The sequence below is a fragment of the Thauera sp. 27 genome (genome assembly GCF_000310125.2).
GTDB lineage: Bacteria > Pseudomonadota > Gammaproteobacteria > Burkholderiales > Rhodocyclaceae > Thauera > Thauera mechernichensis.
The window spans coordinates 51,133-77,349 of the sequence record NZ_AMXB01000019.1 but is presented as its reverse complement, the minus strand read 5'-3'; the positions used below and the strand labels follow the sequence as shown (position 1 = coordinate 77,349).

The 26,217-nt window shown below is 69.0% G+C and carries 24 protein-coding genes; 8 read left to right on the top strand and 16 right to left on the bottom strand.

The window, feature by feature from the left end; all coding sequences use genetic code 11:
* The first annotated feature begins 18 nt into the window (after window positions 1-18).
* Window positions 19-1,320, top strand: a complete 1,302-nt coding sequence (gene gabT, locus B447_RS12015) for a 4-aminobutyrate--2-oxoglutarate transaminase (RefSeq protein WP_002940280.1) — start codon at window positions 19-21, stop codon at window positions 1,318-1,320.
* 68 nt (window positions 1,321-1,388) lie between these two features.
* Here the strand turns inward: gabT and B447_RS12010 are convergent, their stop codons facing one another.
* From B447_RS12010 to B447_RS12000, 3 genes are read right to left on the bottom strand one after another with little or no spacing between them, the layout of a single operon-like run.
* Window positions 1,389-1,937 (bottom strand): chromate transporter, encoded by a 549-nt coding sequence (locus B447_RS12010; protein ID WP_002940278.1) that lies wholly within the window; start codon window positions 1,935-1,937, stop codon window positions 1,389-1,391.
* On the bottom strand, window positions 1,934-2,563 hold the full coding sequence (locus tag B447_RS12005; RefSeq protein ID WP_002940274.1) for a chromate transporter: 630 nt from the start codon (window positions 2,561-2,563) through the stop codon (window positions 1,934-1,936). Before B447_RS12005 ends, B447_RS12010 begins: the two co-directional genes overlap by 4 nt.
* Window positions 2,560-3,324 (bottom strand): 2'-5' RNA ligase family protein, encoded by a 765-nt coding sequence (locus B447_RS12000; RefSeq protein WP_002940271.1) that lies wholly within the window; start codon window positions 3,322-3,324, stop codon window positions 2,560-2,562. Before B447_RS12000 ends, B447_RS12005 begins: the two co-directional genes overlap by 4 nt.
* 107 nt (window positions 3,325-3,431) lie before the next feature.
* Between B447_RS12000 and B447_RS11995 the strand changes: the two genes are divergently transcribed.
* Window positions 3,432-4,316 (top strand): alpha/beta fold hydrolase, encoded by an 885-nt coding sequence (locus B447_RS11995; RefSeq protein ID WP_002940270.1) that lies wholly within the window; start codon window positions 3,432-3,434, stop codon window positions 4,314-4,316.
* A 25-nt stretch (window positions 4,317-4,341) separates the two neighbouring features.
* On the opposite strand, the gene B447_RS11990 is transcribed toward B447_RS11995, so the two are convergent.
* Together B447_RS11990 and B447_RS11985 are read right to left on the bottom strand one after the other, a co-directional pair.
* Entirely contained in the window at window positions 4,342-5,682 is a 1,341-nt protein-coding gene (locus B447_RS11990; RefSeq protein ID WP_002940269.1) for an ABC1 kinase family protein, read from the bottom strand.
* 39 nt (window positions 5,683-5,721) lie between these two features.
* Entirely contained in the window at window positions 5,722-6,201 is a 480-nt protein-coding gene (locus tag B447_RS11985) for a DUF3429 domain-containing protein (protein ID WP_002925024.1), read from the bottom strand.
* A gap of 242 nt (window positions 6,202-6,443) precedes the next feature.
* Here B447_RS11985 and B447_RS11980 point away from each other — a divergent pair, with 242 nt between their 5' ends.
* From B447_RS11980 to B447_RS11970, 4 genes are read left to right on the top strand one after another with little or no spacing between them, the layout of a single operon-like run.
* Window positions 6,444-7,460, top strand: a complete 1,017-nt coding sequence (locus B447_RS11980; protein ID WP_002940268.1) for an NAD(P)/FAD-dependent oxidoreductase — start codon at window positions 6,444-6,446, stop codon at window positions 7,458-7,460.
* The gene (locus B447_RS11975) at window positions 7,429-8,970 is read left to right on the top strand and encodes a cryptochrome/deoxyribodipyrimidine photo-lyase family protein (RefSeq protein ID WP_002940267.1); all 1,542 of its coding nucleotides are present in this window, start codon (window positions 7,429-7,431) and stop codon (window positions 8,968-8,970) included. The genes B447_RS11980 and B447_RS11975 overlap by 32 nt, the downstream gene beginning before the upstream one ends.
* Window positions 8,971-8,982: 12 nt before the next feature.
* Window positions 8,983-9,138 carry a DUF2256 domain-containing protein gene (locus tag B447_RS22185; protein WP_083491447.1) on the top strand — a complete coding sequence of 52 codons (156 nt, stop codon included), beginning with the start codon at window positions 8,983-8,985 and terminating at the stop codon, window positions 9,136-9,138.
* Complete coding sequence (locus tag B447_RS11970) at window positions 9,135-10,466, top strand: DASH family cryptochrome (RefSeq protein WP_037982743.1); 1,332 nt, start codon at window positions 9,135-9,137, stop codon at window positions 10,464-10,466. The genes B447_RS22185 and B447_RS11970 overlap by 4 nt, the downstream gene beginning before the upstream one ends.
* On the opposite strand, the gene B447_RS11965 is transcribed toward B447_RS11970, so the two are convergent.
* The 5 genes from B447_RS11965 to B447_RS11945 form a co-directional block, all read right to left on the bottom strand.
* Complete coding sequence (locus B447_RS11965) at window positions 10,458-11,378, bottom strand: DMT family transporter (RefSeq protein ID WP_198291794.1); 921 nt, start codon at window positions 11,376-11,378, stop codon at window positions 10,458-10,460. The genes B447_RS11970 and B447_RS11965 overlap by 9 nt on opposite strands.
* Before the next feature lie 6 nt (window positions 11,379-11,384).
* Window positions 11,385-11,771 carry a group II truncated hemoglobin gene (locus B447_RS11960; RefSeq protein ID WP_002925016.1) on the bottom strand — a complete coding sequence of 129 codons (387 nt, stop codon included), beginning with the start codon at window positions 11,769-11,771 and terminating at the stop codon, window positions 11,385-11,387.
* A gap of 142 nt (window positions 11,772-11,913) precedes the next feature.
* Window positions 11,914-13,320, bottom strand: coding sequence for a 3'-5' exonuclease family protein (locus tag B447_RS11955; protein WP_002940259.1), 1,407 nt, complete (start codon window positions 13,318-13,320; stop codon window positions 11,914-11,916).
* A 107-nt stretch (window positions 13,321-13,427) separates the two neighbouring features.
* Window positions 13,428-13,631, bottom strand: a complete 204-nt coding sequence (locus B447_RS11950; protein WP_002925013.1) for a heavy-metal-associated domain-containing protein — start codon at window positions 13,629-13,631, stop codon at window positions 13,428-13,430.
* Window positions 13,632-13,912: 281 nt separating this feature from the next.
* Complete coding sequence (locus tag B447_RS11945) at window positions 13,913-15,073, bottom strand: glycosyltransferase (protein ID WP_002940256.1); 1,161 nt, start codon at window positions 15,071-15,073, stop codon at window positions 13,913-13,915.
* Between the two features lie 185 nt (window positions 15,074-15,258).
* Here B447_RS11945 and B447_RS11940 point away from each other — a divergent pair, with 185 nt between their 5' ends.
* Window positions 15,259-17,826, top strand: coding sequence for an EAL domain-containing protein (locus B447_RS11940; RefSeq protein WP_002940249.1), 2,568 nt, complete (start codon window positions 15,259-15,261; stop codon window positions 17,824-17,826).
* 15 nt (window positions 17,827-17,841) lie between these two features.
* On the opposite strand, the gene B447_RS11935 is transcribed toward B447_RS11940, so the two are convergent.
* The 3 genes from B447_RS11935 to trhP form a co-directional block, all read right to left on the bottom strand.
* On the bottom strand, window positions 17,842-18,654 hold the full coding sequence (locus tag B447_RS11935) for an EcsC family protein (RefSeq protein ID WP_002940246.1): 813 nt from the start codon (window positions 18,652-18,654) through the stop codon (window positions 17,842-17,844).
* A 79-nt stretch (window positions 18,655-18,733) separates the two neighbouring features.
* Window positions 18,734-19,402, bottom strand: coding sequence for a DsbA family oxidoreductase (locus tag B447_RS11930; RefSeq protein ID WP_002925006.1), 669 nt, complete (start codon window positions 19,400-19,402; stop codon window positions 18,734-18,736).
* A gap of 8 nt (window positions 19,403-19,410) precedes the next feature.
* Window positions 19,411-20,817 (bottom strand): prephenate-dependent tRNA uridine(34) hydroxylase TrhP, encoded by a 1,407-nt coding sequence (gene trhP / locus B447_RS11925; RefSeq protein WP_002925004.1) that lies wholly within the window; start codon window positions 20,815-20,817, stop codon window positions 19,411-19,413.
* Window positions 20,818-21,014: 197 nt separating this feature from the next.
* Here trhP and B447_RS11920 point away from each other — a divergent pair, with 197 nt between their 5' ends.
* Window positions 21,015-23,465, top strand: coding sequence for an EAL domain-containing protein (locus B447_RS11920; protein ID WP_002940239.1), 2,451 nt, complete (start codon window positions 21,015-21,017; stop codon window positions 23,463-23,465).
* A 25-nt stretch (window positions 23,466-23,490) separates the two neighbouring features.
* Here the strand turns inward: B447_RS11920 and B447_RS11915 are convergent, their stop codons facing one another.
* From B447_RS11915 to B447_RS11905, 3 genes are all read right to left on the bottom strand, one after another.
* The gene (locus tag B447_RS11915) at window positions 23,491-24,123 is read right to left on the bottom strand and encodes a trimeric intracellular cation channel family protein (RefSeq protein WP_002940238.1); all 633 of its coding nucleotides are present in this window, start codon (window positions 24,121-24,123) and stop codon (window positions 23,491-23,493) included.
* 79 nt (window positions 24,124-24,202) lie between these two features.
* Window positions 24,203-25,597 carry a TIGR03862 family flavoprotein gene (locus tag B447_RS11910; RefSeq protein ID WP_002940237.1) on the bottom strand — a complete coding sequence of 465 codons (1,395 nt, stop codon included), beginning with the start codon at window positions 25,595-25,597 and terminating at the stop codon, window positions 24,203-24,205.
* A gap of 7 nt (window positions 25,598-25,604) precedes the next feature.
* Window positions 25,605-26,033 carry an acyl-CoA thioesterase gene (locus B447_RS11905; protein WP_002940235.1) on the bottom strand — a complete coding sequence of 143 codons (429 nt, stop codon included), beginning with the start codon at window positions 26,031-26,033 and terminating at the stop codon, window positions 25,605-25,607.
* Between the last annotated feature and the right edge of the window lie 184 nt (window positions 26,034-26,217).

Sequence of the window (26,217 nt, the reverse complement as noted above, 5' to 3'; positions counted from 1 at the left end):
AATCGACAGGAAAAACCCATGAACCCCCCCCCCCCCCCCCCCGGCCTGCACAACGCCGACTTCATGGCCCGCCGTGCCGCCGCGCTGCCGCGCGGCGTGGGCCAGGCCCACCCCCTGTTCGCCACCGAGGCGCTCAACGCCGAGGTCTGGGACGTCGAGGGGCGTCGCTTCATCGATTTCGTCGCCGGCATCGCCGTTGTCAACACCGGCCACAGCCACCCGCGCGTGGTCGCCGCGGCGCAGGCCCAGCTCACCCACTTCAGCCACACCTGCTTCCAGGTCGTAGCCTACGACGGTTACCTGCGCCTGGCCGAGCGCCTCAACGCGCTCGCTCCGGGGAGCGCTCCGAAGAAGACCATGCTGGTCAGCACAGGCGCCGAGGCGGTCGAGAACGCAGTCAAGATCGCGCGCGCCTTCACCGGCCGCCCGGGCGTGATCGCCTTCAACGGCGCGTTCCACGGCCGCACGCTGCTTGCGCTCGGCCTCACCGGCAAGGTCGACCCCTACAAGCTTGGCGTCGGCCCCTTCCCGGGCGAGATCTACCACGCCCCCTATCCCTGCGCGCTGCACGGTATCAGCGTGGATGACGCTATCCATGGCGTCGAGCTGCTGTTCAAGAACGACATCGAGGCCCGCCGCGTCGCCGCCTTCATCGTCGAGCCGGTGCAGGGCGAGGGCGGCTATTACCCCGCTCCGGTCGAGTTCCTGCAGCGCCTGCGCGCGCTCGCGGACAAGCACGGCATCCTGCTTATCGCCGACGAAATCCAGTCTGGTATCGGCCGCTGCGGCAAGATGTTTGCGGTCGAGCACAGCGACGTGGTGCCCGACCTCATCACCCTGGCCAAGGGCCTCGGCGGCGGCTTCCCTGTCGCGGCGGTGGTGGGCCGCGCCGAGGTCATGGACGCGCTCGCCCCGGGCGGCCTGGGCAGTACCTACGCTGGTGCGCCGATGGCCTGCGCCGCGGCGCTTGCTGTGCTTGACGTGATAGAAGAAGAGAGGCTGTGCGAACGCGCGATCGCTGTCGGCGAGCACATGCAGCGGCGCTTGCGCGAGCTGGCATCGCGCCACTCTTCCATTGGCGATGTGCGCGGCCTCGGGGCGATGGTCGCGGTCGAGTTCTTCCACGATGGTGATCCTGCGCGTCCAGCCCCCGAGATTGCCAAGGCGGTGATTGCAGACGCGCTCAAGCGTGGCCTGCTGCTGCTTTCGTGCGGAAGCTATGGCAACGTACTGCGCTTGATGGTGCCGCTTACCATCGAGCAAGCGGTTCTAGATGAGGGGCTTGACATACTTGCAGCGGCGATCAACGAGTTGGCCTAACTCGGGCCGAGCGGCCGGTCACGCGAGCTGGCGTGGCCGTTTGCCGCTGCGCGGACGGTCGGTGGGAGTCAGGCCAGTCCCGCTGCGCCCAGGACTGCGCCTGCGGCGATCATCCAGATCGGCGCCAGTTTCGTTCTCAGCGTCACCAGCGCGGTGAGCGCGATCAGTACCAGCGTGCCGTTGCGGTGCGCCGGGTCGCCGACGAAGGGCAGCGCGAGCAGCCAGCCGGTGGCGAACACCAGGCCGACGGTGATGGGGGCCAGGCCGGCGGTGAAGGCGCGCACCAGGGCCGTGTCGCGCCGGCTCGCGCCCCAGCGGCTGACGCCGAGCGAAAGCAGCGTGGACGGCAGCAGGATGCCCACCAGCGCCGCCGCGGCACCGGGCAGGCCCGCAGCCTGGAAGCCGAGCACCGGCACGAACAGCACGTTGGGGCCGGGCGCGGCCTGGGCGAGTGCGACTGCGGTGGTGAAGTCGGCGTCGCCAAGCCAGCCGCGCTCGGTGACGAAGTAGCGATGCATCTCCGGCGCCGTCGACATCGCGCCGCCGATCGACAGCAGCGACAGGGTCAGGAAGTGCAGGAAGAGTTCGAGCAGCTCGCCCGCGGGCAGCGTATTCAAGATGCGTCCTCCGGGCGTGCCGCCCGCGCGTCGAGGATGGCGATCCGCCAGCGCGCAAGCCCCCAGCCGAGCACGCCCAGGCCGATCACGATCCATGCCAGGGGCAGGCGGAATGCCGCGATCGCAATCAGCGTGCCCAGCCCGAGCAGCGCACACAACCAGGGCCCGAGCAGGTTGCCGCGCAGCGTGCCGAGCATCTTCACCGCCATCGCCAGGATCAGTCCTGCTGCCACCGCACCCATGCCGCGCAGCGCGCCCGCCACCGCGGGAAACTCGGCCAGGCGTTCATGGCTCGCTGCGAGCGCGATCACGATCAGGAAGGGGGCGAGCAGCATGCCGGTGATTGCCGCAAGTGCGCCGCGCCAGCCGAAGTAGCGGTCGCCGATCATCAGCGACAGGTTGACCACGTTGGGTCCGGGCAGCATCTGTGCGATCGAATACAGCTCGATGAACGCTTCGCGGCTCAGCCAGCCGCGGCGGTCGACCAGCTCGCGCTGGGCGACCGCGAGCACGCCGCCGAAACCCTGCAGCGCGAGCAGGCTGAACGCGACGAAGAGCGCGAAGGGCGAGGCGGGGCGCTTGGGCGCGTCCGTGAGCGCTGCCGGTCCCTGGGCAGATGGGCTCATGGCATCTCCATGGGGAGGTCCGATGCCGGCGCCGTGTCGCGGTTCGCGCGCACGGGCTCACGACAGCGGAAGAGTTCGGCTGCGGCCAAGCGGCTTCGCCACTGCAGGCGGTGTGCGGCGAGGTCCCACTCGGCCAGGGTGAACAGGGCGCCGCCAATCTCGGCGGCGACGTAGCCCATCAGGCTGATGCGCTCGATCGTGCAGCGCAGCGGTACCACGGGCGCGCAGACGTCGAAACGCTGTGCCACGGAGTGCGTCGGGTAAGCGTCGGCGTACAGGCCTACGGTCACGTGCGGCACGTATTCGCCCTGCGGGTGGGGCGTGTCCGCATGCAGGCAGGCGCGCAGTGCGCCGAGCGGACCATCGGCGCCATCGACATGCAGGAAAGGGGCCGATGAAAAGCTCTCCAGCGCTCCGATGGCGACCGTAAAGGGCGTGATCCGCGCTGCCGCGAGCGCGTCGATGCGTGCCTGCAGCCAGTGGCGGTCGAATTCATCCACTGCTGGCCTGGCGGTGCGCGCCGGAAAACCGCACAAGGCAAGCGTGATGTGCGGCTGGCGTCGGTAGCCGTCGAGCAGCAGGCCGTCGAGTGCGCGCTGTGCGGCGGTGATCCGCGAGCGCACCGCAGGCAGGTCCACGTCGATCGCCCACAGCAGGTAGTGCGGCCGGCCGCGATGCCAGTCGCCGAAGTCGCGGCGTTCGTTGCGCAGGGTCAGCGGCTCGGCGAGAAAGCGCTGGCGCAGCGCGGCGGGAGTGATCATGCGGGAGGGCGGAGCGGTGGGCGGGCGCAAGCGAAGCGGATGAGTCCGGGCTTGAATTCGATCGCTAGAATGAAAGGGTGATTGTCCCGGAAAAGAGATCTTCCCGCATGCACTACAGCGTCCTCAAACCCTCCACCACCGAACGCATCACGATCCGCGGCCTCGAGTACAACGTGCGCCGCTGGGGGCGCGCGCAGGCGCCGCAGCTGTTCCTGTTGCATGGCTGGATGGATTCATCGCCCACCTTCCAGTTCGTGGTCGATGCATTGCGCCAGGACTGGCAGGTCATTGCGCCCGACTGGCGAGGCTTTGGCGGCAGCACCTGGCTTGGCCATGGCTACTGGTTTCCCGACTACTACGCCGACCTCGAGGCCCTGCTCGATCATTACGCGCAGGGGCAGCCGGCGCGCCTGGTCGGACACAGCATGGGCGCGGCCGTCGCAGGGGTCTATGCCGGGCTGCGTCCGGGGCGGGTGGCGCAGTTGGTGATGATGGACTTCCTCGGCCTGAAGCCGCCGCCCGAGGCGGAGGCGCCAGTGTTGCTGGACAAATGGCTCGACGCCCAGGCCAGGCCGCCGCGCTTGCCGACGCACGCCGACCATGCCGCGTTCGTGCGTCGGCTGTGCGCGGTCAACCCGCGCCTGGCGCCGGACAAGGCGGCATTCCTTGCTGCGCACGTCGGCCGCATGGCGGGCGATGGGCGGGTGGAGATGGCCTGCGACCCCTGGCACAAGGTGCCTTCGCCCTTCGTCTACCGTATCGAGGATGTGATGGCCTGCTGGCGCCAGGTCACCGCCCCGACCCTGATGGTGCTTGCCGAGCAGGGTTACGTGACCGAGCGCTTTGGCGACGACGCTGCCGAGTTGCGCCGCCGGCTCGACTGCTTTGCCGACCACCGTGTCGTCACCATTGCCGATGCCGGCCACAACCTGCAGCACGACCAGCCCGAACAGGTGGCGGCTGCGCTGGAAGCCTTCCTGTCGCGGGCCTGATGCCCGTCCCGCGGCCTGACGGGGCCTAGGCTGGCCGAGTACCGGCCGGGCGCTCGAGGTAGGGAGCCGCCAGCCTGCCCACCGGTACCCGCGCGCCGAGCCGCGCGGCGAGCAGGTAGAGCCCGCCCAGCTTGCGGTGCAGGAACAGGGCGTCGGCAGGCGGCGTGTGCCAGAAGTCGCGCTCCATGCTCAGCCGCAGGCCGGCGTCGCGGATCCGGCGGGCGAGGTCGCTGGCGCCGAAGTCGTAGGCTCCGTCATGGCGAAGTGGCTCGCAGGCCTCGGCGAAGAGTGCGATTACGGCATCGCGCTGGCTGGCGTGCAGGTGTTCCTGAAAGTAGCCGATCTCCTGCGCGGCCGCGCTCATCGTTGCAGGGTCGTTGCGGATTGCGCCGCTCATCAGGCGGCGGTAGGCGTCGACGACCGTCATCGAATAAGCGCGGGTGGCGCCGAAGTCGAGCAGCACGATCCGGCCGCTGGCGGCGTCGTAGCGGTAGTTGGCAAAATTCGGGTCGGTCTGGACCAGGCCGAACTCGAACAGCTCGCGAAACAACAGGCCGATGAGCAGGCCGGCGATGCGGTCGCGCACCGGCTGCGCGGCGCTGTCGAGCGATTCCACGGCGACGCCTTCAACCCACTGCATGGCGAGAATGTCGCTGCGCGTCAGCGCGGGCACCGGCGCGGGCAGCACGAAATCGGCCTCGGCACCGAGCAGGCCTGCGAAGCGTTGCAGATTGCCTGCTTCGCGCAGGTAATCGGCTTCCTCGTGGAGCTGGCGCTTGGCTTCCTCGAGCAGCGGGGCAAGGTCCAGTGCGCGCGGCAGCAGGCCCGAGACGCGCAGCAGCGTGGCGACGTTGTCCACGTCGCTGTCGATGCTGCGACGCACGCCCGGATACTGCAGCTTGATCGCCAGTTCCTGACCGTCGTGCGTGCGGGCGCGATGCACCTGGCCGATCGACGCTGCGGCGCACGGCGTGAATGAAAAGCGCTCGAAACCCTGCTCCCAGCCCTGGCCCCAGTGCGTTTCCAGCACCTGCACGACCTGGCTCATCGGCATTGTGCGCGCGTCCTCGCGCAGGCGGGCGAGGATCGCGGCAAGCTCGGGCGGCAGCAGGTTGCCGGCATCCATCGACATCAGCTGGCCGACCTTCATCGCCGCGCCGCGCAACTGCGCGAGCTGATCGGCCACGCGGCGGGCGTTGGCGGGGGTCAGTACCAGGTCGCCCACCGTCGGCCGCTTGCCTGCCGCCAGCTGGCGTGCGCCCTCGGCAATCATGCCGCCGGCGACGCCGGTGGCGAGCGAACCCAGGCGCGCGAGCCGGGCGAGGCGGCCACCTGGTACTGCAGTGGCGCGGGCCATCGTGTTCATGCGTATTGCCTCCCGGTCAGAGGGTGGATCTGAAGCACATCACGGTAGCGGGATGAAGGCGCCGGCCACCAGGCTCAGGCAAGCCACGACGGTGAGCTGCAGGCGCAGCGGCAGGTACCACGCCGGCAGTGCGGCATGGCGGGCGAGGCGGCGGTCCTGCAGGTAATGCAGCACAAAGCCGCTCACGAGCAAGGCGGCAGCCTCCATCGGCACCAGCAGCAGCGCTGGCCAGGCGATCAGCGAGGGTACGACGCTCCACAGCATGGTGCGCACCCGTCGACTGTCGGTGAGGCCGGGCAGGCTCATCGCGAAGCCCCAGTGCAGCGCACACACGAAGCTGAGGATCACCGCGCCGTAGGCGTACAGCGCGTCACTCCAGGCCAGGCCATGATGGGCATCGAGCAGGCTGGCGGGCGCGAGCACGAGGAAGGGGATCAGGCCGCCATAGCCTAGCCAGCGGGCGGTGCCGGGCAGCTTCGGACTGTCGCCGGGCATGGGGTTGGTAGAGGCGATGTTCATCGGGTCAGGGGCCGCCAAGGGTTTTCGGAGACTGCTCGAGTGGACTCGAATGATCGTCACTGTGCGTTAACTGTCCAGGACGATTTCTTGGGTGTACGTGCTTATCAGCGATAGAAATGCGTTTATGAGGCTGATGCTAGTAACTGAATTCTGTTTTGTCCAGGACAAAGAGAGTATATTTCGGCTTGCTGACTCGGCCGCGCCGAAGCGCTGCCCAACTTCCCTTCACCACGGAGGCTCCCATGAACCCGCCTCTCCACTACGCCGTCGTTGGCGCCGGAATCGCCGGCTTGTGCTGCGCCCGCGCGCTTGCCGCTGCGGGTGTGCGCGTCACGTTGTTCGACAAGAGCCGGGGACCCGGCGGGCGCATGAGCACGCGCCGCGGCGAAGGTTGGGCCTGCGACCATGGCGCGCAGTACTTCACTGAGCGCGACCCGGCGTTCCAGGCCGAGCTCGGCCGCTGGCAGGCTGCAGGCGCGGCGGCGCGCTGGGAGCCGCGGCTGGTGGTGTTCGATGACGATCAGCGGCGCGATAGCGGCGGTGCCGAGGCGCGCTACGTCGGCACGCCACGCATGACCGCGCCGGCGCGCCTGCTTGCTGATGGGCTGGACCTGCGCGTGCAGACCACGGTGACTGCCCTGCAGTGCTACGAACATGGCTGGGAACTGGCCACTGCCGAGCGCGGCGTGCTCGCCGAGGCCTTCGACGGTGTGCTGCTTGCCGTGCCTGCGCCGCAGGCCCTGCCCCTGCTGCAGCCTGTCCTGCCCGCGCTGGCCGAGCTTGCCGGAGGTGCGCGCATGCAGGCGTGCTGGGCGCTGATGTTGCGCTTCGAGACGCCGCTCGCGCTCGACTTCGATGCCGCCTTTGTCAATTGCGGGCCCCTGCGCTGGATCGCGCGTGACACCAGCAAGCCGGGGCGCGAGGGCGCCGAGACCTGGATACTGCATGCGAGCGCCGAGTGGAGCGAGGCGCATCTGGAAGACAGCCCCGACCACGTGGCCGCTGCGCTCATCGCCGCATTCTGCGAGCTTGGCGGCGGCGCACCGCTGGCTTGGGCGGCGCATCGGTGGCGCTATGCGATCACCGCGTCGGCGGTGGACGGCGGCTGCGCCTGGCATGCGGGGGCCGGCCTCGGCCTGTGCGGCGACTGGCTCAATGGCGGCCGTGTCGAGGGGGCCTGGCTCAGCGGCCATGCGCTTGCCGGGCGCGTGCTGGCGAACGTGCGTGATGAGCTACGGCCTGGTCTGGTTCAAGCGTGACCTGCGCCTGGCCGATCACGCGGCGCTCGCCGCGGCGGCGCGGCGCGGGCCGGTGCTGTGCGTGCTGATCGTCGAGCCTTCGCTGTGGGCCCAGCCCGACGCCGCACGCCAGCATTACGAGTTCATGCTCGAAGCGGCGCGCGAGCTGCATGCCGGGCTGCGCCGCCTGGGAGGACGCCTGCACCTGCTGGTGGGTGAGGCCGTGGAGGTACTCGACCGCCTGCACGCGGCCGCCCCATTCACCGAGCTGTACGCGCACGAGGAGACCGGCAACGGGGCGAGCTATGCGCGTGATCGCGCGGTGGCGCGCTGGTGTCGGGCGCGCGGGGTACGCTGGCATGAGCTGCCACAGTTTGGCGTCGTGCGCAGGCTCGATGACCGCGACCGCTGGCAGGCTGCCTGGGAGGCGCATGTGGCGGCGCCGCAGGCGGTGCTGCCCGCAGCCCTCGTCTTCGTCACGCCATCGGCGCTGTTGCAGCCCGGCGCGCGCGCGCCGGAGGCAGCGGCGCTCGGTCTCGATGTCTTCGAGCCCCCGCGGCGCCAGCGCGGCGGGCGGCGCGCCGCGCTCGACGTGCTCAATGACTTTCTCGACCAGCGCAGCGGGCAGTACCGTGGCGGCATTTCGTCGCCGCTGAAGGCGCCGAGTGCCTGTTCAAGGCTGTCGCCCTACCTGGCCTGGGGCTGCCTGAGCCTGCGCGAGGTGGTGCAGGCCACCCGCGTGCGCGTCGCCGTGCTGGCCGAGGGCGACCGCCGCCGCGCCGGGTTGTCGGCCTTCCTCAGCCGCCTTTACTGGCATTGCCACTTCATCCAGAAGCTCGAGAGCGAGCCGGCGCTGGAATTCCGCAACCTGCACCGTGGCTATGACGGGCTGCGTGAGGGCGAGTGGAATCCGGCGCATTTCGCCGCGCTGGTGGCCGGGCGTACGGGTTGGCCGCTGGTGGACGCCTGCGTGGCGATGCTGCGCGAGACGGGGTGGCTCAACTTCCGCATGCGCGCGATGCTGGTGTCGGTGGCGGCCTATCCGCTGTGGCTGCACTGGCGCGAGGTCGGGCTATGGCTTGCGCGGGCCTTCATCGACTACGAGCCGGGCATCCACTGGAGCCAGCTGCAGATGCAGTCGGGCACCACCGGCATCAACACTACCCGTGTCTACAACCCGATCAAGCAGGCACGCGATCATGACCCGCAGGGCGTGTTCGTGCGCCGCTGGCTGCCGGCCCTGCGTCGGGTGCCCGATAGCTGGCTGTTCGAGCCTTGGCGCATGCCGGCGTCGGTGCAGGCGCGCTGCGGATTGCGGGTGGGTGAGGAAATCGTCCTGCCCGTGGTTGAGCTCGAGGCTGCCACCCGGGCCGCCAAGGCTCGCGTGCACGCCTTGCGCGCTCAGCCTGAGATACGCGCGGCGAAGGCGGCGATCGTCGACCGCCACGGCTCGCGCAGGCGACCACAGGCGCGGCGGCGCGAGGCGGCCGGCTCGACGGCTGCCGCTGTGCAGCTGGACTTGGGGTTCTGAGGCGGCTTGACGATGGCGATGCGACGTAAGGCCGACCTGCCGACAAGACTGTGCGCGGTCTGTGGGAGGCCGTTCGCTTGGAGAAAGAAGTGGGAGAAGGTGTGGGCCGAAGTGCGCTACTGCTCGGAGCGCTGCCGGCGCGCCCGCAAGCCCGGGGGGATGGCGTGATCTACTGGTTCCGCACCGACCTCCGTGTTGGCGACAACCTGGCGCTGGCCGCGGCCAGCGCGTCGGCCGCGCGCTTGCTGCCGGTGTATTGCCACGACCCTGCGGCCGATACGCCCACGCGCTGGGGTTTCACGCGCAGGGGTGCGCATCGGCGCACGTTCCTCGATGCCGCGCTTACCGATCTGGATGCGGCCTTGCGTGCGCGTGGCAGTCGCCTGCTTCAGGTGCGTGGCGCAGCGGCCGATGTCCTGCCGGCGCTGGCCCGTGCGTTGGGCACGGACAGGGTGGCATGCGAGGCGATCGCCGCGCCGGAGGAGGTGGACGAGCTGGCGTCGTTGCGCGCGGCAGGGCTGCAGGTGCAGGCGGTGTGGCAGTCCACCATGCTCGATCCCGGGCTGCTGCCGTTCGAGGTCGAGGCACTGCCGAAGGTGTTCACGGATTTTCGGCGGGCGGTTGAGATGGCGGGCGTGTTACCGGCGGCCCCACTGGCGCCGCTCGCCGCGCTGCCGCCCTGTCCGTCGCTCGATCAGCTGCCCGGCATGGTCCAGGTGGGGGGTGGCCCTTGCCAGGCGCTCCGGCCGGAGCGGGGCTACGAAGGCTGCGGCGAGGCTGCCTTCCCGTGGTGGCGGCCGGAATTCGCGGGCGGTGAGCGGGCGGCGCTCGCGCATCTGGCGAGCTATTTCGCAAGCGCAAGGCCCCGGCATTACAAGGTGACGCGCAACGGGCTGAGCGGCGTCGACTTCTCGAGCAAGTTCTCGCCCTGGCTGGCACAGGGGGCTTTGTCGCCGCGTGTGGTCTTCGCCGCGCTGCGCCGTCACGAGGCCGAGCAGGGGGCGAGCGACGGCAGCTACTGGCTGTGGTTCGAGCTGCTGTGGCGGGACTACTTCCGGTTCCTGCATCTGCAGCACGGGCGACGCCTGTACCGGGCGCGCGGGCTCGGCGACGGCGCTTCGCCGCCTGCGCATGATCCGGCGGCCTTCGAGGCCTGGTGCGCAGGGCGCACAGGGCAGGCCTTCGTCGATGCCGGCATGCGGGAGCTTGCAGCCACCGGCTGGCTGTCCAACCGCATGCGCCAGGTCGTTGCCAGCTACCTGATCCACGATCTTGGCTGCGACTGGCGTGCCGGGGCGGCATGGTTCGAGGCCCAGCTGGTCGATTACGACACGTACAGCAACCAGGGCAACTGGTTGTACATCGCCGGCCGCGGCACCGATCCGCGCGGCGGACGGCGTTTCGACCCTGACGGGCAGGCGGCGCGTTACGACGCGGATGGCGACTACCGGGCGCGCTGGCTCGGCGCGCACCGGCACGCCGGCCGTTCAGCGTGAACGGAGCGCGCGCAGGCGGGCGAGCGCTGCCGGGGGCAGGGCACCGAGCAGGGCGCCGACCGATACCACCGCGATGCCGATGATGGTGCTGAGGCCGAGCGCCTCGCCCAGGATGAAGAAAGCACCGATCGCGGTGAAGGCGGGCACCAGTGCCAGCATCATCGAGGCTTCGCTCGCGCCCACCTTCTGCACCGCATAGCTGTAGAAGCCTGCGGCAAGCATGGAGGCGACGATGCCCTGGTAGACCCCTTGCAGCGCGATCTCGCCCCAGCTTGCCGCGGCGATGTTGGCCGGCAGCCAGAGCAGATAGACCGGCAGGTAGGCCAGCGCGGAAAAGCTGGCGATGCCGAGGATGCCGAGCTGGGGCTTGATCTGCCAGCGCCGCATCAGCAGCCCGAATACCGCCCAGCACAGCGCGGCGCTGAGAAAGAGCAGGTCGCCGACCCATTCGCGTCCGTGCGTGGGTGCGAGCAGGCTCTCGAAGCCGATCAGAAGCAGGCCGCAGGTCGACAGTGCGAGCGCGATCACGGTGGGGCGTGCGATGCGAAAGCCCGACATCACCGCCATGATGACGATGGTCCAGAACGGGATGCCGCCATTGACGAACACCCCGGCGTGCGCGCTCGGCGCGAACGCGAAGCCGGAGTACACCAGCAGGCCGTAGCCCAGCCCGCCTACTGCCGCCAGCACCATGTGGCGTGGCCAGTCCCTGTGCGGCACGAAGCGCAGGTAGAGCGGCAGCGCGATTGCGCCGGACACGCCGAAGCGCAGCGCGGCAATGTCGAAGGGCGTGAAGCTCGCGGTGGCGCCGAAGCGCGACACGATGTTGAAGCCGGACCAGAACACCACCACGGCGAGCGCGGCGAGCAGGCCGCGCACGGCGTCGGCATGCGAGGGGGACGGTGTGTGCAATTCGGTTCAGCCCGGCTGGTTGCGCATGAAATCGGCGGTGTTGAAGAAGTTCTGCAGCAGGCGCTCGCGGACGCCTTCTTCGATGCCGACTTCTTCCATTGCCAGCAGCATGCAGGCGACCCACTGGTCACGCTCCCGGGTGCCGATGGCGAACGGCATGTGGCGGGCGCGCAGGCGCGGGTGGCCGAAGTTCTGCACGAACAGGTCGGGCCCGCCCAGCCAGCCGGACAGGAACATGAAGAGCTTGTCGCGCGAGCCTTGCAGGTCCTGGGGGTGCATGGCGCGCAGTTCGGCGAACTGCGGGGTTTCGGCCATCAGGCCGTAGAAGCGGTCGCACAGGCGGGCAACGGTGGGCTCGCCGCCGATCCGGTCGTAGGTGGTCTGTTGTTCCATCGGGCTTCTTGGGGTGAGGTGCGCGCCTCGGTGTGGGCGCCTTGGGCAGGATTGTCGCAGAGTTGGGCAGGGGTCTTGTAGGAGCGAAGCAAGTCGCGAGCTTTTCGCCCCGTTTACGCGGCAACCCGCTGCGGTGCGTCGCTCACAGTTTCACCACTGACAACCGCTTCACTGCCTTGACCAGGATCTTGTAGATGTCGAGATCGAATGCCGGGCGGCCGGCCTCAAGCAGCCTGGCAAGGCTGGCCTCGTCGGTGGCGGTGCCGAGCCAGCGCCAGCCGTCGATGACGTGGGTGGCCTCGCCTTCGCGCAGGCCGATCGGGCCAGGCCAGGCCCAGTGCTCGACCTTCAGCGCATGCAGGGCGTCGATCAGGCGTTGGGCGTGGGCCTGGGGCGATTCGCTGCCGTGGCAGGCGCCGTGGCAGCGCTTCAACTGGAAGTCGAAGCAGCGCGCGCCCTGGGGGTGCCTGTCGAGGCCGAGCAGGGGCGGGCACAGGGCGTGGTCGCGGGCGAGCGCGCGCAGCCGGTTGGTGGCCTCGCGGCGATTGCGGAAGAAGCCGTAGAGGTCGTCGCGGCGGCCGAAGTCGAGGTCGGCGGCGTGCACCAGTTCCAGCCGCCAGTCGCCGACGATGTCGGTGGCGAGGCGCCAGGTGCACAGCTCGCGGTTGCGCCGCAGCTGGCGGTTGTGGGTGGGCTGCAGCTGCTTGACGAGGCGGGCCTCCTCGAGCAGCGCGCCGATCTCGCCCGCGGTTGCGATCCATTCGACGTGGCGCACCTGCTGGCTGAGGCTGAGTTCGCGGTCGCTGCTGTGGTCGGCGGCGAAGTGCGACAGCACGCGGCTGCGCAGCCGCGTGCTCTTGCCGATGTAGAGCGGCAAGTGCCCATCTGCCGCGCCGGCGGCGCGCTCGCCATAGAACAGGTAAACGCCGGGCGAGTCAGGCAGGCCGGCGATCTGCTCCGGGTCGAGGTGGGGCGGCAGGCTGGGGTGGCCGATCAGCTCGCGCACGGCCGCTTCGATGTGGCCGGCTGGGAAGCGGTCGTGGATCTTCTGCCAGAACTGCCACAGCAGCTGGGCGTCGCCGAGCGCGCGGTGGCGGTCGGCCACCATCAGGCCGTGGCGCTCGATGAGGTGGTCGAGGCCGTGGCGGCGGTGGTCGGGAAACAGCCGGCGCGACAGCTTGACGGTGCACAGCACCTGCGGACGGATGTCGAGCCCGGCACGGCGAAAGGCGGCGCGCAGGTGGCCGTGGTCGAAGCGTGCGTTATGGGCAATGAAGAGGCGGCCGTCGAGGCGGTCGAAGACCTCGTCCGCGATCTCGGCAAAGCGAGGCGCGCTCGCCACCATGTCGTCGTCGATGCCGGTCAGGCGCCGGATGTAGTCGGGGATGCGTGACGCAGGGCGCACCAGCGTCGACCACTCGCGCACGCCGTCCTCGTCGACCTGGACGATGCCGACTTCGGTGATCGAGTCGTGCTGTGCGGGACCACCGGTGGTCTCGATATCGACGAAGGCGAGGCCGCCGGGGTGGGCTCGGAGGAGGGCGTTCACAGCGGACGAGGACCGGGTGCGTGGGGGCGGGCAGGTGTGAGCGGCGCAGGCCGTCCGGGGTTCCGTGCCTGCGAGCTGCCATTAGCCCCGGCCGTGCGGAAACGCCGTCAGCGTGCGCCGAAGCCGGCGTCTTCGATGGCCTGGTAGATGTCGGCCGCGGACACGAAGGTGCCGTGCTCGATGGTTGCTGCACCGGTTTCGAGCGAGATCTCGAGGTAGCCGATTCCGGGCAGGTCCTGGATGGCATTGGTGACGAGGCGCAGGCAGTGCTCGTCGCGCATGCCTGTGATGGTGAGGGTGGTGGTCTGCATCGGCGGCTCCGGAAATTGGGGACGGTGTTCGCCGCATCTTGTCCGCTGCCGGCGTCGTCGGCAAGTTCGACATGAGGCGTCACGAGCCTTTTAGGGCAGGAGTCCTGCCGTGTCGCCTTCAACCCCTCGCGGCTGGCGCCGCTCCTACCGGGGAGCAATCGCCGCGGCTTGCCCTCGCTGTAGGAGCGACGCCAGTCGCGAGCTGTTGCGGGCCTGATCAGGATGCGGCCGCCTTCAACCCCTCGCGGCTTGCACCGCTTCCAAGGCGGCGGTGCGCGCAGTCAGCCCGCGCCGCCGCCTTCGAGCAAGCGGCGGTAGAGCGCGGTGAGGCGTGCAGCCATCAGCGTGTCCGCCCATTCGGCGGCGTAGGCGGGCGCCTCGGCGGCGAGTTGCTTGCGCAGGCGGCCGTTGGCGAGCACATCCTCGACCACTGCCGCGAAACCGGCGGGCGAGTCGGGAGCGATGCGGGCGCCGCGTTCGGGGGCGAGGATGTCGGTGGTCCCCATGGCGGCCAGCGCAACGACCGGCAGGCCTGCGGCCATGGCCTCGAGCAGGACCAGTCCCTGGGTTTCGGTGCGCGAGGCGAAGACGAAGACATCGGCTGCGGCATAGCAGTCCGGCAGGCGCTTGCGGCGCTCGAGGTAACCGACGAAGCGTACGGCCGCGCCCAGGCCGAGTTGCGTGGCCCGACGCTGCAGGCTACGCGTGGCCGGACCCTCGCCGGCGATCACGAGCACGAAGCCGGGACGCTGGCTGCGCAGCCTTGCGGCGACATCGAGCAGAAAGCCGATGTTCTTCTCGTGCGCGACGCGACCGATGAACAAGGCCATCTGCGCGGCCTCCGGGATGTCGTAGATGCGGCGGAAGTGCGCGCCGTCTCCGCGGGCGAAGTCGGCGACCGGGATGCCGGTGGGCAGGACCTCCATCGGCGTGCGCACGCCGTAGTCGGCAAGGCGCGTACGCATGGCTGTGGACGGCACGATCACCTGGTCGACGGCGTCGCACTGCTGGCGCGATATCCGTCGCGCCAGCCCGCGCAGCGCGGCCGCAGGCAGGAAGGGGATGTAGTGCTGGAGGTACTCCTCGAACAGCGTGTGGTAAGTGAGCAGCACCGGCCGGCCGCAGGCCCGGGCGGCGGCAAGGCCGGCATAGTGGGCAACGAAGGGCGTCTGCACATGCACGAGGTCGCAGTCGCGCGCTTCGCGTCGGACGGCCTCGTACATGGCGCGACGTGCGACGAGGCGGTCCTCCGGGTCGAGCGGCAGGCGCCAGCCGGGAATGCGGATGACGCCCTCTTCATCGGCCTCGCGGCCATAGCGCGGGACGACGAGGCGGACATCGACGCCTTGTGCGGAAAGCGCGCGGCGAAAGCTCGCGATCGAGGTCGATACCCCGTTTACGCGCGGAAAATAGACGTCGGACACCATCAGTACCTTGAGCATGCGACCCAGCTTGGGCCCGCCGTGTTACCGCACGGTGACCGTTGGCGGGTGGGGCGCGGCGGTGGCAATCGTTGCACCTGCGTGACAGGGTCGTCGGGCAAAGGCGTGGTGTTGATGAGACAATCGCGCGCTTACGACCAAAGACATAGGGCACGGGCCTTGGTCCCGCGCACCGACCGCAATCCATGAACCTGCCGCGAACTCCTGGCGCCTTGTGCGACGAAATCCTCTCGATCGCCCTTGGCGACGATGTCTGCATCGGCGAGATCGTCTCGCCCGTCGTGCTCGAATGCGGCCCCGAACGGCCTGTGCACGAGGCTGCGGCGCTCATGAGCGAGCGTCGGGTGAGCTCGGTCATCGTGGTCGAGGGGGGCGAGGCGGTCGGTATCTGGACCGAGCGCGACGCGCTCGCGGTGGATATGAGCGATCCGGCCGCCTTCACTCGGCCGCTGCGCGAGGTGATGAGCGCGCCGCTGCGTACCGTGCCGGCGTCGTTCCGCCTGCACGAGCTCACTGTCCGCTTTCGCGAGGAGCATGTGCGCCATTACCTGGTCGTCGACGACGATGGTCACCGCATGGGCGTTGTGTCGCAATCGGACGTGGTGCTCAACCAGGGCATCGAGCATTACCTGAAGTTGCGCAAGGTGGACTCGCTGGTCAAGGGCGGCCTGCATGCCATGCCTGCCGCTGCCCGTCTGCCCGAGGCCACCGCGCGCATGCGGGAAAGTGGCGCAGACGCCGTCGTGGTCGACTTCGGCCACGAGGCCGAGGCCTCTGCGTCGGGCCGCTACGGCATCCTGACCGAACGCGACATCACCCGCCTCGTGGCCCAGCGCGTGGCTTGTGGTGAGGTGGGCGATTTTGCCAGCCGCCCGCTGATCGCCTGCACCGAGCATGACAGCCTGTACAGGGTGCGCGCGCTGCTGGCCGAGCGCCATATCCGCCATGTCGGCGTGATCGGGGCCGACGGCGAGTTGTGCGACCTGATCAGCTTCAAGGACATCCTGAGCGGCATGGAGCTCGCCTACGTGCATGAGCTGCAACATGCGCTGCACGAGCGCGATGCCGCCCTCCATACATCGAGGCGCAATCTCTATCTCGCCGAGAAGGTCATCGAGAACTCGCTCGAAGGGGTCATGGTGACCGATGCGGATGTCCGTATAGTGTCGGTCAATCCTGCCTTCACCCGCCTGACCGGATACGCGCCGGAGGAGGTGATCGGGCGCAACCCCTCGCTGCTCAATTCAGGTCGCCAGAGCCCGGCGTTCTACCAGCGCATGTGGGAAGAGCTGCTCGAGTCCGGGAAGTGGCAGGGCGAGGTGTGGAACCGGCGCAAATCCGGCGAGGTGTCGCCGCAGTTGCTCCACATCACCGCGATCCACGACGAGGACGGTGCGCTGACCCACTATGCGGCGTTGTTTACCGACATCAGCCGGCTCAAGGAGAACGAGGCCCGCATCCGCGACCTCGCCTACTACGATCCGCTCACCGGCTTGCCCAATCGCCGCCTGCTGGAGGACCGCCTGCAGGTGGAGCTCGCCCATGCCGCGCGCATGCGCAGCCGCCTCGCGGTGATGTTCGTCGACCTCGACCGCTTCAAGCGCATCAACGACAGCCTCGGCCACGGCATCGGCGACCGCTTGCTGGTCGAAATCGCCAGCCGGCTGCGTGCCTGTCTGCGCGAGGACGACACCGTCGCACGCATGGGCGGGGACGAGTTCCTCGTCATCCTCAACAATCTGGCCGGCCCCGACGAGGCGGCAATGACTGCGCGCCGCCTGGTGGCTGCATTGCGCCGGCCCGTGCTCATCGACGAGCACGAGTTGGTCGTCACCACCAGCCTGGGCATCAGCATCTACCCCGACGACTCGCTCGATGCCGACACGCTGATCAAGAACGCGGATGTGGCCATGTATCGGGCGAAGGACGAGGGCCGCAACAGCTTCCAGCTCTACGAGCCAGCCATGAATGCCCGCTCGCTCGAACACCTGGCCATGGAGACCGCGCTGCACCGCGCCTTGCCGCGCAACGAGCTGCAGCTTCATTACCAGCCGCTGGTGCGCATCGGCGGGGGCGGGCTCGAGGCCGTCGAGGCCTTGCTGCGCTGGAACCACCCGGACCTTGGCCTGGTGTCGCCAGCTGACTTCATCCCGCTGGCCGAGGAGACCGGACTCATCGTACCGATCGGCGAATGGGTGCTGCGCTGCGCCTGCGAGCATCACCGCAACTGGCGCGAGGCCGGCCGGCCACCGCTGCGCATGATGGTGAACATCTCCGCGCGCCAGTTCCGTGACGAGGGTTTCGTGGCCATGGTCGGCAGTGTGCTGGCCGAGACCGGCATGCCGCCCGAGTGCCTGACGCTGGAGCTGACCGAGAGCATGCTGATGGAGGGCTCGGAGCGCGCGATCGCCCGTCTCGATCAGCTGCGCGCGCTCGGTGTCGGGCTGGCGATCGACGATTTCGGTACCGGTTACTCTTCGCTCGCCTACCTGAAGCGTTTCCCGATCGACGAGCTCAAGATCGACCGCCTGTTCGTGCGCGGTATCGATCGCAATCCGCGGGATGCAGCGCTGGTGTCGGCGATCGTGTCGCTCGGCCACAGCCTGGGGCTGCGTGTGGTGGCCGAAGGCGTGGAGACGCAGGCACACCTGATGGTGCTGCACGCCCAGGGTTGCGACCTGGCGCAGGGTTTCCACTTCAGCCGGCCCTTGCCGTGGGACGAGTTCGTCGCGGTCTGCTGCAGCGGCAGCTGAGGACGGCGCGCCCGTTCAGTGCGGGCGCGGGGAGTCGGCAAGTGCCTCCCAGGCCGTGCGCACGGCCTCGGCGCCATAGTGGCGCTCCAGCCGGCGTACCGTGAAGTGGCCGCGGCTGACGTCCTGGAAGTGGTTCATGAACATCAGGTTGATCGTCGCTCCGGCGGCCGCACCGATGCCGGGCACCAGCATGCCGGCCGCCTTCTGCGTGACCTGCACCTTGTAGCGTGCCGCCACCATGGTGATCAGCCGCACGAGGGCGGGCGCGCCTTCGGCACTCAGCCCCTTCTGCGCCAGGTGGCGTGCGGCCTCGCTGACCGTGGTGGCGAGCGCTGCGCGTACCGCGTAGTAGCCGGATTCGGTGGCGTCGTCGCTGCGCTGGGTGCCGCCGAGGGCGAACACCTCGAGGGCGGCCAGGCGCGTAGGCGGCCTGTCGATGTGCTCGCCTTCCGCGCGCGCGATGTCGAGGATGGCGCGCATGATCAGGACCGTGGACAGCGGGATCTCGACCGTCAGCCCGGCCAGGCCGAAGGCACCGCCGCCGGCGCCGCTGACCGAGCCGAGCAGCTTGTGCAGGCGCGGCGAGGCCGGACGAGGCTCGGGTTCGAGCGTACGCGCGGCCGTACTCATCGCGCGCAGCAGGGCTTCATGGGCCAGCCCGCCGACCTTTGCCCGCCAGCTCGCGGGCAGGCGCGCCATGCCTTGCTCCAGCGGACTGCCGACGAAGCTGCTCAGGCGCGCGACCAGACTGGGGTTTTCCAGCAGGCCGCGCGCGTGGGCGAGGGCCTCCAGGTCGGCGTCGGCAAGCTGCAGGGTGTGGGTGCTCATGAGGGGCCGGGGTGGTGGTCGGTTGCGGCGGGGGTGTCCATCGCTTCAGACGCGCTGCCGCACGCTCGCGTTCCCGGCGTCAGGAGGGCTTGCCGGTTTCCAGCGATTGCAGGATGGCCGCACCCAGCACGGCGGCCGATTGGGCGCCCGACACCGCCAGCTTGCGGTTGAGGATGAAGAACGGCACGCCCTCGATACCCTGGCGGCGCACGCCGGCGGCCATGCGCTCGACGGCGTCGATGCTGCCGCGGCCGTCCAGCCATTCGCGCACGGCTTCCCGGCGGTCGCCGCAGGCCGCGGCGATGTCGGCGAGGGTGTCCTTGTCGCCGATGTCTCGGCCCTCCTGGAAGTGCGCGGCGAACAGCGCCTGGGCCAGGCTCTGGATGCGCTCGGGCTTCTGGCCCTGGGCCTGGGCGCGGTACATCAGGCGGTGCGCCTGCAAGGTGTTGGGGCGGGTCTGGATGCGCTCGAAGGCGTAGCTCAGGCCGTCCTCCGCGGCTGCCGCGCGCACGGTGTCGAGCACCGCCTCGGCCTTGATCGGGCCGCCGAACTTGGCCTCAAGGAAGGCGCGATAGGGTTCGCCTGCGGCCGGGGTGTCGGGGTTGAGGAAGAAGGGCAGCCAGTTAACGCGCGCTTCGAGGTCGGGGCGTGCGGCCTTCAGCTCCGCCAGGGCGCGGTCGAGACGCACCTTGCCGAGGTAGCACCAGGGGCAGACGAAGTCGGAGACGAGGTCGATGTCGAGGATCATTGAGGCACTCACAGGAAGCGGGCGATGAAGCAGGGCTGGGCAGGGTCGGCAGCGGGTGGCAATGGCAACCACACGCGGCGGCCGCTGCCGGGAACGCGGTCGAGTGCGCTGCCGTCGGCGGCCAGTAGCCGGTCGAGGCGCAACTCGAGATTGCTGCCCGGCTGCACGAACTCCAGCCGGTCGCCGACGCCGAAGCCGTTCTTGACTTCGACTTCTGCCAGGCCACGCCCGGCATCCCAGCCCACCATCTCGCCCACCAGCAGGCTGCGCCCGGATTCCGAATGGCCGCGCAGGTAGTTCTGGTGCTCGGGGGTGGCGTGGCGCTGGTAGAAGCCGTCGGTGTAGCCGCGGCTGGCCAGGCCCTCGAGCTCGCCGAGCAGGCGGGGGTCGAAGGGGCGGCCGGCGACGGCGTCCTCGATCGCGCGGCGGTAGCCCTGGGCGGCGCGGGCGACGTAGTAGGGGCTCTTGGTGCGGCCCTCGATCTTGAGCGAATCGACGCCAATGTCCACCAGGCGCTGGACGTGCTCGATGGCGCGCAGATCCTTCGAGTTGAGGATGTAGGTGCCGTGCTCGTCCTCTTCGATCGGCATCAGCTCGCCGGGGCGGGTGCCTTCTTCCAGCAGCCACACCTTGCTGCCACCGATGTGGCGCGGGCCGCCGCCGAGCGCAAGGCCGGTGGTGGTGTCGAGCCGGCTGCGGGTGGCGGTGCCGACCGCGCCGGCGTCCTTCGGGGTGCCGATCGGTGCACTGCCGCGGGCCTGGACGTCGCCGGCGCCGTCTTCACCGGCCTCGTGCACCTTGTAGTCCCAGCGGCAGGAGTTGGTGCAAGTGCCCTGGTTGGGGTCGCGGTGGTTGAAGTAGCCCGACAGCAGGCAGCGCCCGGAATAGGCGATGCACAGCGCACCATGAACGAAGACCTCGAGCTCCATGTCCGGACAGGTGTCGCGGATCTCGGCGACTTCGTCGAGCGACAGCTCGCGCGAGAGGATGATGCGCTTGACCCCCACCGACTGCCAGAAGCGTACGGACGCGTAGTTGGTGGTGTTGGCCTGCACCGAGAGGTGGACGTCCACCTCGGGCCAGCGTTCGCGCACCATCATGATCAGCCCGGGGTCGGCCATGATGAGCGCGTCGGGCTTCATCGCGATGACCGGCGCCATGTCGTCCTCGAAGGTGCGCAGCTTGGCGTTGTGCGGGTAGATGTTGGCCACCAGATAGAACAGCTTGCCTGCAGCGTGGGCCTCGTCGATGCCGGCTGCCAGGGTTTCAAGCTGGCCGAAGCTGTTGTTGCGCACGCGCAGCGAATAGCGCGGCTGACCGGCGTACACGGCGTCCGCGCCGTAGGCGAAGGCGGTGCGCATCATGTCGAGGGTGCCGGCGGGGGCGAGCAGCTCGGGGCGGCGTGAAGTGGGCATGAGTATGGAGTGGAGCCGGGCCTGTGGTCTTGGACGCCGGCATTCTAGCCGAGTGCGCCGTATCGATTGGGCCGTCGAACTGTGGCTGAGTTCGCGGCAGGGGCCGCGGCATCGGTGAATACTGGATTAACATGTTACGCCTCCCTGTGCGCAGGCCAGCCCGGCCTGGGAACGCGCGTTGTCCACGGAGCCCCTGAATGCCCGCTTCCGCTCTTGCCCCGGCCCAGATCATGCTGATCGAGGATGATGCGGGTGACGTCGAACTCATCCGCTGGCAGTTGCGGGATGCGTTGCATGAGCATTTCGACATCCGCGTTGCCGATTCCATGCGTGCGGCCGAGGCCCTGTTTGCGGAGGCTGGAGCCCAGCCCGACGTGGTATTGCTCGACCTGAGTCTGCCGGACTCCTGCGGAGCCGGCACGGTCGAGCGCTGCCGAGCGCTGACCGAGGCGCCGATCATCGTGTTGAGCGGTGTGGACGATCCGGCCGTGACCTGTCTGGCGATTGCTTTCGGTGCCGATGACTATCTCCCCAAGGGGGGCGACAGCGAGGTGTTGCGGCGAGCGATCCGCTATGCGCGGCTGCGCCACCAGCGCGACGCCGATGCCCGCCTGGCAGCGGCCGTGTTTGCGCACGCCCGGGAAGGCATCATCGTGACGGACGCCCAGGGAAACATTGTCGAGGTCAACGAGGCGTTCACGCGCATCACCGGCTACGCGCGAGAGGAAGTGCTCGGGCGCAACCCCAGCCTGCTCAAGTCCGATCGCCATGACCAGGCCTTCCATGCGGCGATGTGGAAAAGCCTGCACGACAAGGGGCACTGGTACGGCGAGGTGTGGAACCGGCGCAAGAGCGGAGAGTTGTTCGCCGAATTGCTCACCATCAGCGCGGTGCGCGACGCACGCGGCGCGATCCGGCATTTTGTCGGTCTGTTCTCGGACATTACGGTGCAGAAGGAGCACGAACGCCAGCTCGAGCATATTGCACATTACGACGCCCTCACTGCGCTGCCCAACCGCGTCCTGTTTGCGGACCGCCTCCATCAGGCCATGGCGCGCGCAACGCGTAGTGGTCAGCGCCTGGCGGTCGTGTACATCGATCTCGATGGCTTCAAGGCGGTCAACGACACCCTCGGGCATGACGTGGGCGACAAGCTGCTGATGGCACTTGCATTGAGAATGCGCAAGACCATGCGGGACTGCGACACGCTTGCTCGCCTGGGGGGCGATGAGTTCGTCGCCGTGCTCAGCGATCTGCCCGATGCCGAAAGCTGCCGGCCGCTGGTGCGGCGGCTGCTGGCTACGGCTGCCGAGCCTGTCGAGGTGAATGGCCAGCTGCTGAAGGTGTCGGGCAGTATCGGGATCACGCTCTACCCGCAGCGCGAGGATGTCGAGGCCGACCAGTTGCTGCGCCAGGCCGACCAGGCGATGTACCAGGCCAAGCTTGCCGGCAAGGATCGCTACCACCTCTTCGACAGCGACCAGGACTATGACCTGCGCAGCCATCACGAAAGCGTCGAGCGCATCCGCCAGGGCCTGCTGCGGGACGAGTTCGCGCTGCACTACCAGCCCAAGGTCAACATGCACAGCGGCGAGCTGATCGGTGCCGAGGCGCTGGTCCGTTGGCAACACCCGGAGCAGGGCTTGCTTCCGCCCGATCGCTTCCTGCCTGCGATCGAGCGCCATGAGCTCGGCGTCCAGCTTGGCGAATGGGTCATCGACTCGGCCTTGAGTCAGATCGCCGCGTGGCAGGCCGAGGGCTTGCGCGTGCCCGTCAGCGTCAACATCTCGGCCAATCACTTGCAAAGGGCCGATTTCGCCGAGCGCCTCTACCTGTTGCTGTCCTTGCACCCGGAAGTTGCGCCCGACCAACTGCAGCTCGAGGTGCTCGAGAGCAGTGCGCTGGCCGACATGAACCGGGTCGCCGAGACGATGGCCACGTGCACGCGCATGGGGGTCAGCTTTTCGCTCGACGACTTCGGTACCGGCTACTCCTCCCTGAGCTATCTGAAGCGCTTGCCGGCCGCCGAGCTCAAGATCGACCGCAGCTTCGTACGCGACATGCTGCACGACGCCGACGATCTTGCCATCCTCGATGGCGTGCTGGGCCTTGCGCGTGCCTTTCGCCGCCGTGCCGTTGCCGAGGGCGTGGAGACCGAGGCGCAGGGCGAACTGCTGCTGCGGCTGGGGTGCGAATGCGCCCAAGGCTATGGCATTGCGCGGCCGATGCCGCCATCAGCGCTGCCGGGCTGGGCTGCGGGCTGGCGTCCGCCGCTGCGGTGGACCCGCCAGCGCCGGCTTGGGGCTGAGGCAATGCCCTTGCTGTATGCCACGGTCGAGCACCGCGGCTGGATCATGGCCATCGCCGAGTGCCTTGCCGGCGAGCGCGCAGCGCCGCCAGCGCTCGACCCTCATGAATGTGCCTTCGGCCGCTGGCTCGACGGCGTGATTGCTGATCCCTACGCACTGGGCAGTGATCGGTTGAGCGAGCTCGACCAGCTTCACCTCGAGATCCACGCGCTTGCCGTCGAGCTGTTGCGCTTGCACCGCGGCGATCGCAAGGATGAGGCGCATGCCGGCCTGGCGAGGTTGAACGACATGCGCGATCGAACCATCGCGGCCATGGAGGCTTTCATCCAGGCGATGTAGGCGACGGTGGCGACGGCCCCCGGACTCAGTCCCCGGGCTTTGGCCAGGCCGGCAGGCGGATGTCGAGCGCGACTGCGATCAGGCGCGTGCCGGTCGCAGCGGCGATGCCGGAGAGGGTGGAGATGGGCAAGGGCAGGCCGATCGCGTCGAGGACGATGAAGACGCCGCAGCCGAACAGGGCGCACATCGCGTAGGGGCGATGATCGCTGTACACCTTGGGTACCTCGTTGCACAGCACGTCGCGCGAGACGCCGCCGAAGATCGCGGTCACCACGCCCATCATCATCGCCACCAGTACCGGCATGTCGGCTGCGAGCGCGATGGTGGCCCCGGAGATCGCGAACAGGCCCAGGCCGCAGGCGTCGGCAAATTCCATCACGTGACCGCCGAGCTTGTGGCGCAAGGTCTTGAGCCAGAGCGGGGTGGTCAGCACCATCGCCAGTACCAGCCAGAGGTATTCCTGGTTCTGGATCCAGAAGAATGGCCGGCGGTCGAGCAGGATGTCGCGCACGGTACCGCCGCCAAAGGCACTGACGAAGGCGACCGAAAATACGCCGACGATGTCCATGCGCTTGCGCGTGGCCTCGATGAGGCCGGACATGGCGAAGGCGATGGTGCCGCCGACTTCGATTGCAATGAGGAAGGGGTGCAGGTTCATGGCTCGGTCGGGTGATCCAGGGTGGGGGAGCGAGCGTGCGCCGGATGCCGGGGGCAGCACCGGCGCAGGCGTGCGCATGCTAGCGCGAAGGGTGTCCGTCGGGGGCGGAGCGGGCTTCCAGCCAATGGGCGACACCCCGCGCCGCCGCCACGCCGGTGGCGAAGCAGGCGGTGAGCAGATAGCCGCCGGTGGGCGCCTCCCAGTCGAGCATCTCGCCGGCAACGAACACGCCAGGGTGCGTCTTCAGCATCAACCTGTCGTCGACAGCCTCGAAACGTACGCCCCCGGCGCTGCTGATGGCCTCGTCGAGCGGGCGCGGGGCGACCAGGCGCAGCGGCAGGGCCTTGATGGCCGCAGCCAGGCGGACAGGGTCGTCGAAAACCGCCTTGGGCAGGCATTCGCGCAGCAGGCTGGCCTTGATGCCCTTGATGCCAGCCTGGCTCTGCAGATGGCTGGCCAGCGAGCGGCTGCCGCGCGGGCGGGCGAGCTCGGCAGTGAGGCGCTCCTGACTGCGTCCCGGCGCAAGGTCGAGGGCGACGGTGACCTCGCCGAGCGCCGCGATGGTATCGCGCAGCGGCGCCGACAAGGCGTAGATCAGCCCGCCTTCGATGCCTGTGGCGGAGACCAGGCATTCGCCGGCGCGTTCATGCGTGTGGCCGCTGGCGTCGGTAAAGCGGGCGACCACCGACTTGAGTGGCTGGCCGCGGAAGCGGTCGAGGAAATGGGGGCTCCAGCCGCCGCTCGCTTGCGTGCCGGGCGTGGTGACATCGAAGCCGCAATTGGCGGGCCGCAGGGCAGCGACGTCGACACCTGCAGCACGCAGCAGGGGCACCCAGGCGCCATCTGAGCCCAGCTTCGCCCAGCTGCCGCCGCCAAGGGCGAGCACCACGGCATCGGCTGCGATGATGCGCTCGCCCGCCGGCGTCGAGAAGCGCAGGCTGTGCGCGCACGGCGGCGCGCTTGGCGCCCCGCTCGCGGCGGTGACGGGCGTGGCCCAGCCAAGCCAGCGTTGGCGCATCGCAAACTGTACGCCGGATGCGCGCAGGCGTGCGAGCCAGGCACGAAGTAGCGGGGCGGCTTTCATCTCGGTCGGGAACACCCGCCCCGAGGTGCCGACGAAGGTGTCCACGCCCAGGCCGTGGGCCCATGCGCGCAAGGCCTGGGCGTCGAAGGCCGCCAGCATGGGCGACAGCGCAGCGCCTGCCGTGCCGTAACGCGACAGGAACGGTGCGGCGGCCTCGCTATGGGTGAGGTTGAGCCCGCCGCGCCCCGCGAGCAGGAACTTGCGCCCGACCGAAGGCATGGCGTCGTACACGGTCACGGCCAGGCCGGCACCGGCAAGCGTCTCCGCAGCCATAAGCCCGGCCGGGCCGCCGCCGATCACGGCGACATGGTGGCCGCAAGGCGATGGAGAGCGGCGGGACGGGTCGGAATGATCGAGCATGACGAGGCCTGCGGTCAGGATGACGGTCAATGCCGGCTCAGGCCGCCGGGAAGCGGCGCCTGAAGCCTTCCGGCACGGCGGCCTTGGAGCGTGCCTCGTAATCGAAGAATACGATGCCGGTCTTCCCGCGCGCGACTTCGCGCCCGGTGGACGCCTCGGACATCTTCCATACCAGATCGCAACCGTGAATGTGGAAGTCCGTCGCCGCGAGCTCGATGCGCATGAGTTCGCCGTGGAAGGCTTCGGAGCGGTACTGGACCGCCGCGTCGGCGACGATGATGCCGCAGCCCTCGACGTTCATCTCTGCATAGCCCATGGACTTCAGGAAGCGCACGCGCGCCTCGGATACCACGCCGAGCAGTTGCGCGTTGTCGAGGTGGTTGCCGTAGTTGATGTGCGAGATCAACAGCGGGACCTCGGTTGCGAAGGAGAACTGTGCGGGCAGTTCGATGCGGATACGGGCCATGATGAGCCTGGAAGTGGGCAGTAGGGGAGGCCGAGCGTACCGGCCTTGGCCTCATGCGGGCAAGCAAGGTGCGCAAACGCGCCCGCTGCAGGCTGATGAGCGTCCGCATTCTTGTGGTGCATTCTTGTGCAAATGGCATGAATGACGTTTTTTTGACCCATGTCATGCACACGATTGGGGATCT

What these genes read in the sequence shown, in the direction of transcription:
- B447_RS11920 (WP_002940239.1), top strand. Translation starts at nt 21,015, where the DNA reads ATGCCCGCTTCCGCTCTTGCCCCGGCCCAGATCATGCTGATCGAGGAT.
- B447_RS11985 (WP_002925024.1), bottom strand. Translation starts at nt 6,201, where the DNA reads ATGAACATCGCCTCTACCAACCCCATGCCCGGCGACAGTCCGAAGCTG.
- B447_RS11995 (WP_002940270.1), top strand. Translation starts at nt 3,432, where the DNA reads ATGCACTACAGCGTCCTCAAACCCTCCACCACCGAACGCATCACGATC.
- B447_RS11930 (WP_002925006.1), bottom strand. Translation starts at nt 19,402, where the DNA reads ATGATCCTCGACATCGACCTCGTCTCCGACTTCGTCTGCCCCTGGTGC.
- B447_RS11990 (WP_002940269.1), bottom strand. Translation starts at nt 5,682, where the DNA reads ATGAACACGATGGCCCGCGCCACTGCAGTACCAGGTGGCCGCCTCGCC.
- B447_RS11980 (WP_002940268.1), top strand. Translation starts at nt 6,444, where the DNA reads ATGAACCCGCCTCTCCACTACGCCGTCGTTGGCGCCGGAATCGCCGGC.
- B447_RS11945 (WP_002940256.1), bottom strand. Translation starts at nt 15,073, where the DNA reads ATGCTCAAGGTACTGATGGTGTCCGACGTCTATTTTCCGCGCGTAAAC.
- B447_RS11940 (WP_002940249.1), top strand. Translation starts at nt 15,259, where the DNA reads ATGAACCTGCCGCGAACTCCTGGCGCCTTGTGCGACGAAATCCTCTCG.
- B447_RS12005 (WP_002940274.1), bottom strand. Translation starts at nt 2,563, where the DNA reads ATGAGCCCATCTGCCCAGGGACCGGCAGCGCTCACGGACGCGCCCAAG.
- gabT (WP_002940280.1), top strand. Translation starts at nt 19, where the DNA reads ATGAACCCCCCCCCCCCCCCCCCCGGCCTGCACAACGCCGACTTCATG.
- B447_RS11935 (WP_002940246.1), bottom strand. Translation starts at nt 18,654, where the DNA reads ATGAGCACCCACACCCTGCAGCTTGCCGACGCCGACCTGGAGGCCCTC.
- B447_RS11915 (WP_002940238.1), bottom strand. Translation starts at nt 24,123, where the DNA reads ATGAACCTGCACCCCTTCCTCATTGCAATCGAAGTCGGCGGCACCATC.
- trhP (WP_002925004.1), bottom strand. Translation starts at nt 20,817, where the DNA reads ATGCCCACTTCACGCCGCCCCGAGCTGCTCGCCCCCGCCGGCACCCTC.
- B447_RS11975 (WP_002940267.1), top strand. Translation starts at nt 7,429, where the DNA reads ATGAGCTACGGCCTGGTCTGGTTCAAGCGTGACCTGCGCCTGGCCGAT.
- B447_RS22185 (WP_083491447.1), top strand. Translation starts at nt 8,983, where the DNA reads ATGGCGATGCGACGTAAGGCCGACCTGCCGACAAGACTGTGCGCGGTC.
- B447_RS11950 (WP_002925013.1), bottom strand. Translation starts at nt 13,631, where the DNA reads ATGCAGACCACCACCCTCACCATCACAGGCATGCGCGACGAGCACTGC.
- B447_RS11960 (WP_002925016.1), bottom strand. Translation starts at nt 11,771, where the DNA reads ATGGAACAACAGACCACCTACGACCGGATCGGCGGCGAGCCCACCGTT.
- B447_RS11905 (WP_002940235.1), bottom strand. Translation starts at nt 26,033, where the DNA reads ATGGCCCGTATCCGCATCGAACTGCCCGCACAGTTCTCCTTCGCAACC.
- B447_RS12000 (WP_002940271.1), bottom strand. Translation starts at nt 3,324, where the DNA reads ATGATCACTCCCGCCGCGCTGCGCCAGCGCTTTCTCGCCGAGCCGCTG.